Origin of the sequence: Rhizobium chutanense, assembly GCF_002531935.1 — a bacterium.
Classification (GTDB): Bacteria; Pseudomonadota; Alphaproteobacteria; order Rhizobiales; family Rhizobiaceae; genus Rhizobium; species Rhizobium chutanense.
In genome coordinates, this window is sequence record NZ_NWSV01000001.1 from 156,932 (window position 1) to 169,558 (window position 12,627).

Sequence of the window (12,627 nt, forward strand, 5' to 3'; positions counted from 1 at the left end):
CTATCCCTATTTCGATTAGCTCAGCCCATCGCCTACTTGAGGGCAGGCGCGATGTTGATGCAGGCTTCGCAGAGACCGGCGACGGCGCCGACGGACTTGTCGAAGGCTTCCTTCTCGGTCTTGTTGAGATCGATCTCGATGATGCGCTCGACGCCGCCGGCACCGATGACGGTGGGAACGCCGACATACATGTCCTTGACGCCGTACTGGCCGGTCAGGTGAGCAGCGCAGGGCAGAACGCGCTTCTTGTCCTTGAGGTAGGATTCAGCCATTTCGATCGCCGAGGCGGCCGGCGCGTAATAGGCCGAGCCGGTCTTCAGCAGGCCGACGATTTCGGCGCCGCCGTCACGGGTGCGCTGAATGATCTCTTCGAGACGCTCCTTGGTGACCCAGCCCATGGTGACGAGGTCGGTGAGCGGAATGCCGCCAACGGTGGAGTAACGGGCGAGCGGCACCATCGTGTCGCCGTGGCCGCCGAGCACGAAGGCCGTCACGTCCTGAACGGAAACGTTGAATTCCTTGGCGAGGAAGAGGCGGAAGCGCGAGGAGTCGAGCACGCCGGCCATGCCGACGACCTTGTTGGCCGGAAGGCCGGAAAACTTCTGCAGCGCCCAGACCATGGCGTCGAGCGGGTTGGTGATGCAGATCACGAAGGCGTTCGGCGCATATTTCTTGATGCCGGCGCCGACCTGCTCCATGACCTTGAGGTTGATGCCGAGAAGGTCGTCGCGGCTCATGCCCGGCTTGCGCGGAACACCGGCGGTGACGATGCAGACGTCGGCGCCTTCGATCGCCGAATAGTCGCTGGCGCCGGTCAGATTGGCGTCGAAGCCTTCAACCGGCGAGGACTGGGCGATGTCGAGGCCCTTGCCCTGGGGAATGCCGTCCGCGATGTCGAAGAGGACGATGTCGCCCAGTTCCTTCAGGCCGGCGAGGTGCGCCAGCGTGCCACCAATCATGCCAGAACCAATGAGTGCGATCTTGTTACGCGCCATTTCGCTGTTTCCTTTGCGATCAAATTCGTCGAGCAGCACCCAGCAAGGCGCCGCCCAATGCCGCAATCGCATAGACTGAAAGCCAAAAAATGGCAATCCATTAATTTTGATGCAGCGTTTTCAATCGTTTAGATACTAAAATTCTTACGTAAACGTAAGTTAGTTCGTCACGGGATTGTTACTCTGCGGCGCGTTTTTCATGGTGCAGCGCAAGATATTCGGCACTGCGCATCTCGAACAGGCGCGAGGCCGTGCGGTCGAATTCGAAACCTTCGGTGCCCCGGCGTTGCACCAGCAACTCCTCCGGCATCGCGGCTGCGGAAATGTAAAGCCGCACGGCATGATCGTAGAACGTATCGACGAGAATGATGAACCGTTTGATCTGGTTTCGCCTTTCCGGCCCGAGCAAGGGAACGTGATCGATGAAGACCATATCGAAACGCTCGGCGATCGCGAGGAAGTCGGCCGCCCCGAGCGGCTTGTCGCAAAGATCGGCGAAGGAGAACCGCGCCATACGCTCGCTGGCGAGCGGCACGTGGATGTGGCGCCCCTTCATCGGAATATCCAGCGGCTGCGCCTTGCGCCCATGCAGCGCCTGCGTCCACGACGCTTCCATCGCCATGTCGTTGTGTTCGTTGATCGGCACCAGATAGACCGGCTGGCTGTTCAGCTTCTCCATCCGGTAATCGGTCGGCGAATCCAGGGTGACGACATCGACATGCTGCTTGAGCAGGGCAACGAAGGGCAGGAAGAGGCCGCGATTGAGCCCATCCCTGTAGAGGTTGTCGGGTTCGACGTTCGACGTCGCGACCAGCACGCATCCGCGCGCGAACAGCTCGGAGAACAGCCGCGACAGGATCATCGCATCGGCGATGTCGGTGACCGTGAATTCGTCGAAGCAGAGCAGTTCCGCTTCCTCGTAAAGCGCTGCGGCAACCGGCGGCATCGGATCGGCCTGCTTCGTCTCGCCGTTCTTGAGCTTCAGCCGGTGCGCCGCGATGCGGTTGTGCACATCCGCCATGAATTCGTGGAAATGCGCCCGGCGTTTCTTCCGGCACGGCGCCATCGAGAAGAACATGTCCATGAGCATGGTCTTGCCGCGGCCGACGCTGCCATGGATGTAAAGCCCCTTGGCGCCGTCGGCGGATTTTTTCTTGGCGGCAAACAGCCAGCCGAGCGCACTCGATTTTGCCGCCGGCCGCCGCTGTTTCAATCCGGCAAGCACCCTGTCGAGGCTCTTTGCCACGTCCATCTGGGCGGAATCGACCTGAAGCGTGCCCGATGCGGTCAGCGCTTTAAGCTGTTCGCAGACGCTGAGCGCATAATCCGGCATTGGTTGCATGAGGGCATGTCCGCCTGTCAGTCAACGGCGCAGGTCCGCCGGAGCGTTACCACGCCGGGTTCGTTTACCGCGCCGGTCTGCTTACCGGCTCAGGCTGATCTGCTGGCCCGTGCTCGTCTGTCCATCGAAGCGGTTGTCGGCCGTCTTGTAGACGCTGCCGAGCTGGTTGCCCGAGCGATCCTTGAGCAGCACCTGCTTGCCGGAAACCTCCCAGGAGCCCATCGCCGTCAGTTCGCCGACACAGCCGCGCGTTCCGCCACGCGAACCGCTGCCGAGATTGGTCAGCGTCAGGAACATGTCGCAGCTGCCGTTGACGCGCCAGCTTCCGACCATCGATTCCTTGGTGACGTCAAGCGCATTCGCGGCCATGGCGCCGGACTGAGCCCCCGGCATCGATGCCGTCGTCGCCGTCGGCGCTGCCGGAAACTGAGAATTGTTGACCGGCGGAAGCTGCCCGCCCTGCACCGAGGGAACCGGCTGCGCCGTCAACGGCGCCGGTCCGGCATTCGGGCTGGAGCTATAATCATATGCCGTACGCTGACAACCGGCTAGCGAGAGAGCCACCACCAGACCTGTCATCGCATATCGCAACTGCATCATCATACTCCTGAATTCGGCTATCGCCGTAGAGAAACGGGCTGAGACAAGTCCGATTATCGTAATTCGCTTTGTTTAATCAAGTCAGGCTGCATAAATTGCCCGTCACAACAACTAACCGAAAAACGATACAGTTCAACTGTCCCGCTGCAAAACTTCCTGCACATAGAATTTGTCAGCAAGGTGTTGCGCGCGTTGATCTCTGTCCGGATCCCTGTCGAACTCCCGCAATATCCCCGAATAACGCTCGAACGAGTTCTGCAGAAAGGATTGCACCAGCGTCGGCGGCAGACCTTCCCCCATTTCGCGAGTCTGTTTCTTGACATGCACGAGGTCGAGTATCGCCGTTCGAAGATCGGGGGCGACCGAGATCGCTTCGAGGCATTCCAGCATATTCATCGGCGGCAATACGCGAAACGAACTCTGCCGCATCCATTCGAGCGCGATGGCCGGGCGGATGGTATAGAGGAGCTTCTTCAGCCTGATCGGCCCCTCGCCCTGGCTCTGAAAATGCTGCCGCATCAGCCCCACATAGTGGGCAGCGACCTTTTCCGGAACCATGATCAGATCGAGCAGATCGCCCAGACGCGAGCGAAAACCGGCTTCCTCTTCATAAACGATCGGCGATTTCAGCCATTCGACCACCACCGCGTTACCCTTGAGGGCAAGCAGCAGCGCCTTTCGCAGATCCCAGCCGCCGGTATCGATATCGCCAATGATCGGAAATTCGATGACATCACGCGCCGAAGCAAGCGCGAGATGATGCTTGACGGGACGGATATAGACGAAGCGGCAGTCATAATCGCTGTCGGGAGATGGAAATCCCCAGGCGCGACTGCCGCTTTCGATCGCAAAACCGATACGAATGCCCTGTTCGCGCACCGAGGCGAGCCGCGACCTGATCTCCTTGACGGCTTCGGGATCGAAGCCGTCCATTCCGCCATCGGCACGCATGCCATCAGACCCGGCGTTCGACCATCATCTTCTTGATTTCGGCGATCGCCTTGGCCGGGTTGAGGCCCTTCGGGCAGGTCTGCGCGCAGTTCATGATCGTGTGGCAGCGATAGAGGCGGAACGGATCTTCGAGATTGTCGAGACGTTCGCCGGTTGCCTCATCTCTGGAATCGATCAGCCAGCGATAGGCCTGCAGTAGAACGGCAGGACCGAGATAGCGGTCGCCGTTCCACCAGTAGCTCGGACAGGAGGTCGAGCAGCAGGCGCAGAGGATGCATTCATAGAGACCGTCGAGCTTCTGACGGTCCTCATGGCTCTGCTTCCATTCCTTGGCAGGCGCCGGCGACACCGTCTTCAGCCACGGCTCGATCGAACGATGCTGGGCATAGAAGTTGGTGAGGTCGGGCACCAGATCCTTGACAACAGGCAGATGCGGCAGCGGATAGATCTTTACCGCGCCCTTGATGTCGTCGAGACCCTTGGTGCAGGCAAGCGTATTGGTGCCGTCGATATTCATCGCGCAGGAGCCGCAGATGCCCTCGCGACAGGAGCGGCGCAGCGTCAGCGTCGGGTCGATCTTGTTCTTGATGTAGAGCAGGCCGTCGAGCACCATCGGGCCGCAATCGTCGACATCGATGTAGAAGGTGTCGATCGACGGGTTCTGTCCGTCGTCCGGGCTCCAGCGGTAGACGCGGAATTCGCGGGTGTTCTTGGCACCCGCCGGCTTCGGCCAGACCTTGCCTTCGCGCATCTGAGAATTCTTGGGGAGAGCGAGTTCAACCATATCCGGTTCCTCTTGAGATCAGTACACGCGAGCTTTCGGCTCGATCTTGTGCGGATCGATGCCTTCGGCGATGAGCTCGGTGTGAACCGGCCGATAGTCGAGCTTCACATCGCCCGCCTCGTTCACCCAGGCAAGCGTGTGCTTGCGCCAGTTGAGGTCGTCGCGGCCGGCGAATGCACCTTCGGTATAATCCTCGCGGGCATGCGAACCGCGGCTCTCCTTGCGGGCCTCGGCGCCGTAAATGGTCGTGATGGCGTTGGCCATCAGGTTCTGCAGTTCGAGCGTTTCCACCAGGTCGGAGTTCCAGACCATCGAACGGTCGGTAACCTTGATGTCCTGCATCTCGCCCCAGATCGCCGAAATGCGCCGGCAGCCGGATTCCAGCGAGTCTTGCGTGCGGAACACGGCAGCGTCTTCCTGCATGGCACGCTGCATTTTCTCGCGCAGCACGGCCGTCGGTGTGCCGCCGCTGGCGTGACGCAGGCCGTCGAAGCGGTCCATGATCTTGTCGCAGGCGGCGACGTTGAGATGCGGGATCGGCGCTGCGCGGTCGATGACTTCGCCGGCGCGGATCGCCGCGGCGCGGCCGAAGACCACAAGGTCGATCAGCGAATTGGAGCCGAGGCGGTTGGCGCCGTGCACCGAGGCGCAGCCGGCCTCGCCGACAGCCATCAGGCCGGGGATGATCCGCTCCGGATTGGCGCTGTCGGCGTTCAGCACTTCGCCCCAATAATTCGTGGGAATGCCGCCCATATTGTAGTGAACGGTCGGCAGAACCGGGATCGGCTCGCGGGTGACGTCGACGCCGGCGAAAATCTTGGCGCTCTCGGAAATCCCCGGCAGGCGTTCATGCAGCACGGCCGGATCGAGATGGTCGAGATGCAGGAAGATGTGATCCTTGTTCTTGCCGACGCCGCGGCCTTCGCGGATCTCCAGCGTCATGCAGCGCGAAACGACGTCGCGCGAGGCAAGATCCTTGGCCGAGGGCGCATAACGCTCCATGAAGCGTTCGCCCTCGGAATTGACGAGGTAACCGCCTTCGCCGCGTGCGCCTTCGGTGATCAGACAGCCCGAACCATAGATGCCGGTCGGGTGGAACTGGACGAATTCCATGTCCTGCAGCGGCAGGCCGGCGCGCGCCACCATGCCGCCGCCGTCGCCGGTGCAGGTATGGGCAGACGTTGCCGAGAAATAGGCGCGGCCGTAGCCGCCGGTCGCCAGCACCACCATCTTGGCGGCGAAGCGATGGATCGTGCCGTCATCGAGGCACCAGGCGACGACGCCGGTGCAGCGGCTGCCGTCTTCCGACATGATCAGGTCGAGCGCGAAATACTCGATGAAGAATTCGGCGTTGTTCCTGAGCGACTGGCCGTAGAGCGTATGCAGGATGGCGTGGCCGGTGCGGTCGGCGACGGCGCAGGTGCGCTGCACCGGCGGGCCTTCGCCGTAATTCTGCATGTGGCCGCCGAACGGGCGCTGATAGATCTTGCCTTCCTCGTTGCGCGAGAACGGCACGCCGTAATGCTCGAGCTCATAGACCGCCTTCGGCGCTTCCATGGTGAGATACTGCATGGCGTCGACGTCGCCGAGCCAGTCGGAACCCTTGACGGTGTCATAGAGGTGCCATTGCCAGCTGTCCGGCGTCATGTTGCGCAGCGAGGCGGCGATACCGCCCTGGGCGGCGACCGTATGCGAGCGGGTCGGGAATACCTTGGTGATGCAGGCGGTGCGGAAACCCTGCTCGGCCATGCCGAGCGTGGCGCGCAGGCCGGCGCCGCCGGCGCCGACGACGATCACGTCGTAGGAGTGATCGACATATTTGTAGGCCTTGCCGTTCTGGGCGGGTGAAGTCGGTGCCATATCGAGCTTATCCTACGAATGCGATTTTCAGAATGGCGAAAAGACAGAGGCCGGCGATCAGGATCGCGAAGAAGGTGTTCAGCATCAGCAGCGCGATCTTGCCGAACTCGCCATGCACGTAATCCTCGATGATGACCTGCATGCCGAGCTTCATGTGGATGACGCCCGAAATCACCATCAGCCCCATGACGACGGCGACGAAGGGGTTCGACAGCGCGCGAACCACGTCCGCATAGGGCGCGCCGGCATAGGCGATCATGAAGAAGAGGAAGAAGAGGATGAGCGGAACATTGGCGACGGCCGTCAGCCGCTGGCGCCAGAAATGGTCCGTGCCGTCCTTGGCGGAGCCGAGCCCGCGAACCTTGCCGAGGGGGGTGCGCATATCCATGAGAGGACCTTCAGAAGCGAATGAGGAAGCCGATCACCCAGACCAGCACGGTCAGACAGAGCGACCCGATGACGTTGGCGATGGCGAGCTTGGTGGAAAATTCCTTCTCGAAGCCGTAGCCGAGATCCCACATGAAGTGGCGGAAACCGCCGAGCATGTGGTGCAGCAGCGCCCAGGTATAGCCGAGCAGCACGAGCTTGCCGAGAAGGCTGCCGAGCACCCAGTTGGCCCAGTCATAGGAGCCCTGGCCGCTTGCCGCTGCGATCAGCCACCAGGCGACCAGCAGCGTGCCGACGTAAAGCGCCCCACCGGTAATGCGGTGGACGATGGACATGATCATGGTGGGAATAGGTTTGTAGATTTGCAAATGCGGCGACAGGGGCCGATTATTTGTCACGTTCGCCATCAGAACCTCGCGGCGGCTTCTCTGCGCTCCCGGATTTCGGAGCATGCTCAGTCAACCACACGAATGACAAAATTCTCTGTGTGCGTTGCATCAATTGCGACGTTTAATCACCGAAAACGCCGACGACAAGCACAATCGCTGTCTGCTTTTAATTTAATCGATTCGGGTTACCGGGAAGTTTGCCGGCATGGGCAAATCCAGGAAAATGCGAAGCGGCTTTCCCGGGCGAGACGCGCCGCGATTTTGCCGGCAATCGGGTAAAAACAACCGATTGGAGCGGTTCTGCGCTTCGACGGAAATTTGAGCCCCTCTCACAAAACTAGCCTTTTTCGCTCAATATTGATCGCGTTCCACCCCTGCGCATGGACAAGCCACGGCTTTTGGCGCAATCTGGTGTTAACGATTTGTTAACGATTGGAATTTCGGAGGCCGGCGCCCATGTTTCGCAGTCTGTCCGTCGTCACCCTGCTTGCCCTGTCCGCGCTCGTCGCACTGCCCGCCACCGCCGGCGAACGCCGCCACGGCGAGCGCTTTTTCGGCCATCGCCACAATTTCCACAACGGATTGTTTCTTGGCGAGCGTGCGGGCTGGCGCAATCGCGGCATCCTCCATGCTTTCGGCCCCCGATACGTCAGGGACCGGATGCCGTTCCTGAAGCGGTTTTCATCCCCGGCGACAAATCGCATCGCCCGCGGCCCTCTGGTCATCATCGCACCCCAGGCACCGGGTAGCGACAGCGGCGGCACCTATTCCGGCTCTTCCTATGCCTATCAGGTCGATGGCGGAACTTATGTCGGCGGCAACGGCTATGGATATGGTCCCGCGGCACGGCCCGAGCCGCAGACCCCGAAGGCGAAGGTCATCGACGTCGCCATCCAGGACGACCCCTGCACCTACGAGGCCAATGTCTGCGTCATCCGGCCTTAGAATATTTGCCGGCCCCCGCTTTTTCGCGACGCGGCTACGTCGATACGGACGGCGCACATCGGCGGGAGATTCTTGTCCTCGAACGTCGCCCGGCGTGGCGTTCCGCCATCCGGCATCCAGGCACCCCATACTCTGTTCATTTCCTCGAACGAGGCAAGATCCCTGAGCCAGATATTGGCGAGTATGATCTCCGACTTGTCGGTACCTTCGCGCAGCAGCATGTCATTGATGCGCTCCAGTATTTCGTTGGTTTGCGCTGTCACGCTCGCTCCCCTCGTCAGATTTGCGACTTGGCCCGGCAGGTAGGCGGCATCTGCAAGGAGTGTATCATCAACTTTGGCTTGCCCCGTCATCGTATTCGCAGACTTCCATGAATGCTTGAGATCGGGCCGTCGACCCATCATCGGATCACTATGGAGCTTCGCTCGCCACCCCGGTAGAGCGAATTAAATTGACCCGATATAATGGAAGCTGAACGCGCCTGAGGCACGTCGCACCAAACTTGATTCATACGACGTCTTTAGGTGCTTTGACGAATGTCGTTGTCACAAAACCGCCGCGTACTTTTGTGCGACATGCGTTAGCTCGACAGTATGGCCGTATGTCGCGAAATGAAGTCCACAAGATACCGCGCGCCTTCGGCCGTCTCGGACTGAGCATACAGACCGATCTCGATGCGCACCGGACCGGGCAGGTCCGTCGATTTGTCGAGTGTCCGGCAGCCCTCCGGTTTCGTTGTGAGCATCATCGGTGCAATACCGATACCGACGCGAACCGCAGTCGCCATGGCCACTAGCGTCGATGCGACGCAAGCCATCTTCCACTTGACGTTCCGCTGCGACAGAGCCGCAATCGTCGGGAGCGTCCAGGGACACTCCTCCTCGAACATAATGATGGGCAGCGGCTTTTCCGCATCCACCACAAAGTCGGATCTGACCGTCCACATCAAATATTCGGTCCAGATCAAGGTCGGTTTTCGGGAGAGGCAGGTGATGTCGCAAACCACGAGATCCAGCTTCCTGTCTTCAAACAGATGGGCGAGACGGCGATTGGGTTCGACGATGATGTCGATATCGACCTTCGGGTTCTGGGCTCTGAAATCACTAAGAATGTCGATCAGGTGGCCGGCGGCGAAGTCCTCAACGACGCCGAGGCGAATGCGGTCCTCGATCATCTTGCCTGTCAACCTTTTCTCGACTTCGTCGCTGAGGGCGACCATTTCGCGGGCATAAGCCAGCATGATCTGTCCATGGCTCGTCAGCTCGAGGCCTTTTGACGAACGTGAAAACAGCGCAACGCCGACAAGCTCCTCCAGCTTGCGGATCTGCATGCTCACGGCCGCCTGGGTTCTGTTGAGCTTGACGGCGGCCCCATTGACGGTGCCGATCCCCGCGACGGTCAGAAATGCACGAAGCAGATAGGAATCAAGATCAAGCATCAGCAGCCGCATTCCATACTTTGTGGCGATCGAGGGCCGATGCCTCTCTGCCTATAAGCGGATATTGGACGAACCATGTTCTTCCGGCAACTGGCGATCCCTAGCCCGGGGCGCAGCGCAAGCTGCGTCAATGCCAGCTTATCGCGCGAAGAGGACGCAGGCTTCGGGGGGAATGGACACGCCCACCTCCTGCCCGCGGGTGAAGGCTATGTCTGGACGGTTCGGGCAAGCCGAGATGATGCGGTCGCCACTGACCAGGTCGAGAACGACATGCCTGAAGGCACCGAGTGTCACAACGTCGGCAACGCGACCGAGCACGGCCCCGGCACTCCGCGCATCCGACGATATCTCGACGCTTTCCGGCCTCACACAAATCTCGGCGGCACCTGAAAGGCTTCCCGTGGTCGCGACCGGAAATTCCCAGCCGGATTCGGAGCGAAATTTGCGGGAGCTTTCGCCCGCTGCCGAAATCGAGCCGTGAATCCAATTCGTCCGTCCCATGAAATCGGCAACGAAACGCGAGTCCGGACGCCAATAGACATCATCCGGTCTGCCGGATTGCATGATTGCTCCACGATTCATCACGAATATGCGCTCTCCCAGGCTCATCGCCTCCTCCTGGTCGTGGGTTACCACGATTGCGGTCGAGCCGACCGCGGCAAGCACATCCTTCAATTCGGTGCGCAGCTCATGCCGAAGTTTGGCGTCGAGGGCCGACAGCGGCTCATCCAGAAGGACGAGGCTCGGATGGGTGGCGAGCGCCCGCGCAAGCGCAACACGCTGCTGCTGGCCGCCGCTCAACTGGTGCGGCCGCCGCTGTCCGAAGCCGACGAGCCGGACGAGCTCAAGCATCTCGGCGATGCGGCGAGGTATTTGCCCCGGCGGATGGTTGCGATGGCGAAGTCCGTAGCCGATATTCTGCTCGACGGTCATATGCGGGAAAAGAGCATAGTGCTGGAACAGCAGCCCGACGTTGCGCTCATAGGGTTTCAATCCCGCCATCGGCATGCCGTCGATCAAGATCGAGCCTTTATCGGGCCGCTCGAATCCGGCAATGAGCCGAAGAATGGTGGTTTTGCCGCAGCCGCTCGGTCCAAGCAGTGCGATTGTTTCACCTGGATTCACCGAGAAGGAGATATTACCGAGGGCGACGGTTTCGCCGAAGCGCTTGCTGACCCCTTGAAATTCCACGGCAGAAATCATCGTATTGTCCTCAAGAACGAAACAAACCCTGACCGACGACAGTGTCGAAGCCGACGACTCGGTCCAGTATGACGATCAGCAATGCGGTGACGGCAATCAGGACCACGGCCGCCGCAGCGATCGTCAGATCGAAAGCCGCGCGCATGTTGCTGACCAGCGTAACAGGCAAGGTCGTTGCGGACGGATCGCTCAGAAAGAGACTGATCGATACGTCATCTATCGAAATTGCGAAGGCGAAGATCGCGCCGGTGACGACGCCCGTCCGCATGAGCGGCAGGGTAATGGTCCAGAAGGCCTGGCGCTCGGTAGCACCGAGAACCATTGCCGCTTCCGTCAATCGTCGGTCGCTGCCGAGAAGGCTGGCAAGGCTGGTCCTGATGCAGTAGGGCAGCGTCACGATCACGTGGCCGAGGAGCAGGCGCGCCATACCATTTGCAATACCGACCTTGGAAAGGAAAAGCAGCAGGCCGAATCCGATGACGACCGGCGGGACGATGAGTGGCGAGAGGAAGGCCGAAGTCAGCGCTCCCCTTCCCGGAAAATTGCCACGGGCAAGGCCGACAGCCGCTGCAGTTCCGATCGTGACGGACAGAACCGTCGTCAATGCCGCCAAGATGAGGCTGGTGCGCAGGCTGGCAAGGATATCCGCCTGAGAGACGAGCCGTTCGAACCAGTGAAGCGACAGCGCAGGCGGCGGCAATGGACCGAGGTAGGTCCTGGCGTCGAAAGCCATGAGGCATGTTATCACCAACGGGATGGCGAGGAACGCCAATCCAAGGCCGATGACACCATAGGCAAGGGAAACGGCGATCCGGTCTCCGGTTCGCGCGGCAAGAGACTGCATGCTCATCGGGAAACCTTCCAGGCCTGCGCAAACGTGATAACAGCGACGACCGCCAACGCCACGGCAAGCATGACGAGCGAGATCGCCGCGCCGCTCGGATAATTGGCGATGTCACTGAACCGGGTGTAGATGACATTCGACATGAAAAGCACCCGGCCCCTCCCGAGCACCATAGGAATGACGAAGGCGCTGATCGCGAAAGTCAGCGAGACAAGCGCGCTTGAGATCAGAGCCGGGAAGCTCAGGGGAAGCGTGATCGACAGATGCGCCTTCCATCCCGGCGCGCCGAGGGACTGGGCGGCATCGAGCAGACGCGGATCGATCGATTGCATCGCACCAATCAGCGTCAGGGTTGCGACCGGTATGATCGAGTGAACCAGACCCGCAATAACAACGATGTTAATATATTCGCGGCTGTTGGGCGAAAGGCCAAGCGTCAGGAGGAGGGGTCGGAAGACGCCGACCGACCCGAAGGTCAATTCGATCGCATAAGTCTTGATCAGCACGCTGGAGAGCACAAGCGTAATCAAAAAACCGAGAGTGAGTGCGCGCATCCGCGGGGAAATGCGCCGCACGATGACGTAGGCAAGCGGGAGTGCCACAAGCTGGCCGATGATCGCGGCAGCTCCACCGATCCAGAAGGTTGTCAGCAGGACACTCGCAAACGCCTGGTTTGCAAGCTCATAATAGTTTTGAACCGTTGCCGCGGCATTTTCAACGGAACCGACGCGACCCGGCGTAAACTCCTTCAGGCTTTCGATTGCCAGATTGACCAACGGTGACAGAAAACCGAATGCGAACACCAGCAGGGCCGGCCCGAGCGTCAGGGCAGCATCTCGGCGATCGGGAATTGAAATGGCAACGGGTTGCCGCCTTGCTTGGGTCATGG

Annotated in this window: 14 protein-coding genes; 1 reads left to right on the forward strand and 13 read right to left on the reverse strand. The window is 60.4% G+C overall.

The genetic code is table 11. The features are described 5' to 3' along the window. Positions 1–32 precede the first annotated feature (32 nt). From mdh to sdhC, 8 genes are all read right to left on the reverse strand, one after another. The gene (gene mdh, locus CO666_RS00770; protein ID WP_007822364.1) at positions 33–995 is read right to left on the reverse strand and encodes a malate dehydrogenase; all 963 of its coding nucleotides are present in this window, start codon (positions 993–995) and stop codon (positions 33–35) included. Positions 996–1,173: 178 nt separating this feature from the next. Continuing rightward, positions 1,174–2,337: a cell division protein ZapE gene (zapE, locus tag CO666_RS00775; protein WP_097610272.1), complete on the reverse strand. Its 1,164-nt coding sequence runs from the start codon at positions 2,335–2,337 to the stop codon at positions 1,174–1,176. An 81-nt stretch (positions 2,338–2,418) separates the two neighbouring features. Further along, complete coding sequence (locus CO666_RS00780) at positions 2,419–2,934, reverse strand: protease inhibitor Inh/omp19 family protein (protein WP_097610553.1); 516 nt, start codon at positions 2,932–2,934, stop codon at positions 2,419–2,421. A gap of 135 nt (positions 2,935–3,069) precedes the next feature. Beyond that, positions 3,070–3,888, reverse strand: a complete 819-nt coding sequence (locus CO666_RS00785) for a nucleotidyltransferase domain-containing protein (RefSeq protein WP_097610273.1) — start codon at positions 3,886–3,888, stop codon at positions 3,070–3,072. A 4-nt stretch (positions 3,889–3,892) separates the two neighbouring features. Then, complete coding sequence (locus CO666_RS00790) at positions 3,893–4,672, reverse strand: succinate dehydrogenase iron-sulfur subunit (protein WP_003567268.1); 780 nt, start codon at positions 4,670–4,672, stop codon at positions 3,893–3,895. Positions 4,673–4,690: 18 nt separating this feature from the next. Continuing rightward, a complete protein-coding gene (sdhA, locus tag CO666_RS00795) occupies positions 4,691–6,532 on the reverse strand; it encodes a succinate dehydrogenase flavoprotein subunit (RefSeq protein WP_097610274.1) in 1,842 nt (613 codons plus the stop codon). Positions 6,533–6,539: 7 nt separating this feature from the next. Further along, entirely contained in the window at positions 6,540–6,920 is a 381-nt protein-coding gene (gene sdhD / locus CO666_RS00800) for a succinate dehydrogenase, hydrophobic membrane anchor protein (RefSeq protein ID WP_003567272.1), read from the reverse strand. A gap of 10 nt (positions 6,921–6,930) precedes the next feature. Further along, positions 6,931–7,326: a succinate dehydrogenase, cytochrome b556 subunit gene (gene sdhC, locus CO666_RS00805; RefSeq protein ID WP_097610275.1), complete on the reverse strand. Its 396-nt coding sequence runs from the start codon at positions 7,324–7,326 to the stop codon at positions 6,931–6,933. Positions 7,327–7,764: 438 nt separating this feature from the next. On the opposite strand from sdhC, the gene CO666_RS00810 reads away from it, so the two are divergent. Further along, positions 7,765–8,253, forward strand: a complete 489-nt coding sequence (locus tag CO666_RS00810) for a hypothetical protein (protein WP_097610276.1) — start codon at positions 7,765–7,767, stop codon at positions 8,251–8,253. Here CO666_RS00810 and CO666_RS00815 read toward each other — a convergent pair. The 5 genes from CO666_RS00815 to CO666_RS00835 form a co-directional block, all read right to left on the reverse strand. Continuing rightward, positions 8,250–8,606 (reverse strand): RidA family protein, encoded by a 357-nt coding sequence (locus CO666_RS00815; RefSeq protein WP_097610277.1) that lies wholly within the window; start codon positions 8,604–8,606, stop codon positions 8,250–8,252. The two genes, CO666_RS00810 and CO666_RS00815, sit on opposite strands and share 4 nt — an antisense overlap. Before the next feature lie 227 nt (positions 8,607–8,833). Continuing rightward, the gene (locus CO666_RS00820; RefSeq protein WP_179869591.1) at positions 8,834–9,703 is read right to left on the reverse strand and encodes a LysR substrate-binding domain-containing protein; all 870 of its coding nucleotides are present in this window, start codon (positions 9,701–9,703) and stop codon (positions 8,834–8,836) included. 126 nt (positions 9,704–9,829) lie between these two features. Further along, on the reverse strand, positions 9,830–10,894 hold the full coding sequence (locus tag CO666_RS00825) for an ABC transporter ATP-binding protein (RefSeq protein ID WP_097610278.1): 1,065 nt from the start codon (positions 10,892–10,894) through the stop codon (positions 9,830–9,832). A 10-nt stretch (positions 10,895–10,904) separates the two neighbouring features. Next, the gene (locus CO666_RS00830) at positions 10,905–11,744 is read right to left on the reverse strand and encodes an ABC transporter permease (protein WP_097610279.1); all 840 of its coding nucleotides are present in this window, start codon (positions 11,742–11,744) and stop codon (positions 10,905–10,907) included. After that, entirely contained in the window at positions 11,741–12,625 is an 885-nt protein-coding gene (locus CO666_RS00835) for an ABC transporter permease (RefSeq protein WP_097610280.1), read from the reverse strand. The genes CO666_RS00830 and CO666_RS00835 overlap by 4 nt, the downstream gene beginning before the upstream one ends. Positions 12,626–12,627 lie beyond the last annotated feature (2 nt).

Excerpts from the sequence above, each read along its gene's own strand:
- mdh (WP_007822364.1), bottom strand. The coding sequence starts at position 995 with ATGGCGCGTAACAAGATCGCACTCATTGGTTCTGGCATGATTGGTGGC.
- zapE (WP_097610272.1), bottom strand. The coding sequence starts at position 2,337 with ATGCAACCAATGCCGGATTATGCGCTCAGCGTCTGCGAACAGCTTAAA.
- CO666_RS00780 (WP_097610553.1), bottom strand. The coding sequence starts at position 2,934 with ATGCAGTTGCGATATGCGATGACAGGTCTGGTGGTGGCTCTCTCGCTA.
- CO666_RS00785 (WP_097610273.1), bottom strand. The coding sequence starts at position 3,888 with ATGCGTGCCGATGGCGGAATGGACGGCTTCGATCCCGAAGCCGTCAAG.
- CO666_RS00790 (WP_003567268.1), bottom strand. The coding sequence starts at position 4,672 with ATGGTTGAACTCGCTCTCCCCAAGAATTCTCAGATGCGCGAAGGCAAG.
- sdhA (WP_097610274.1), bottom strand. The coding sequence starts at position 6,532 with ATGGCACCGACTTCACCCGCCCAGAACGGCAAGGCCTACAAATATGTC.
- sdhD (WP_003567272.1), bottom strand. The coding sequence starts at position 6,920 with ATGGATATGCGCACCCCCCTCGGCAAGGTTCGCGGGCTCGGCTCCGCC.
- sdhC (WP_097610275.1), bottom strand. The coding sequence starts at position 7,326 with ATGGCGAACGTGACAAATAATCGGCCCCTGTCGCCGCATTTGCAAATC.
- CO666_RS00810 (WP_097610276.1), top strand. The coding sequence starts at position 7,765 with ATGTTTCGCAGTCTGTCCGTCGTCACCCTGCTTGCCCTGTCCGCGCTC.
- CO666_RS00815 (WP_097610277.1), bottom strand. The coding sequence starts at position 8,606 with ATGACGGGGCAAGCCAAAGTTGATGATACACTCCTTGCAGATGCCGCC.
- CO666_RS00820 (WP_179869591.1), bottom strand. The coding sequence starts at position 9,703 with ATGCGGCTGCTGATGCTTGATCTTGATTCCTATCTGCTTCGTGCATTT.
- CO666_RS00825 (WP_097610278.1), bottom strand. The coding sequence starts at position 10,894 with ATGATTTCTGCCGTGGAATTTCAAGGGGTCAGCAAGCGCTTCGGCGAA.
- CO666_RS00830 (WP_097610279.1), bottom strand. The coding sequence starts at position 11,744 with ATGAGCATGCAGTCTCTTGCCGCGCGAACCGGAGACCGGATCGCCGTT.
- CO666_RS00835 (WP_097610280.1), bottom strand. The coding sequence starts at position 12,625 with ATGACCCAAGCAAGGCGGCAACCCGTTGCCATTTCAATTCCCGATCGC.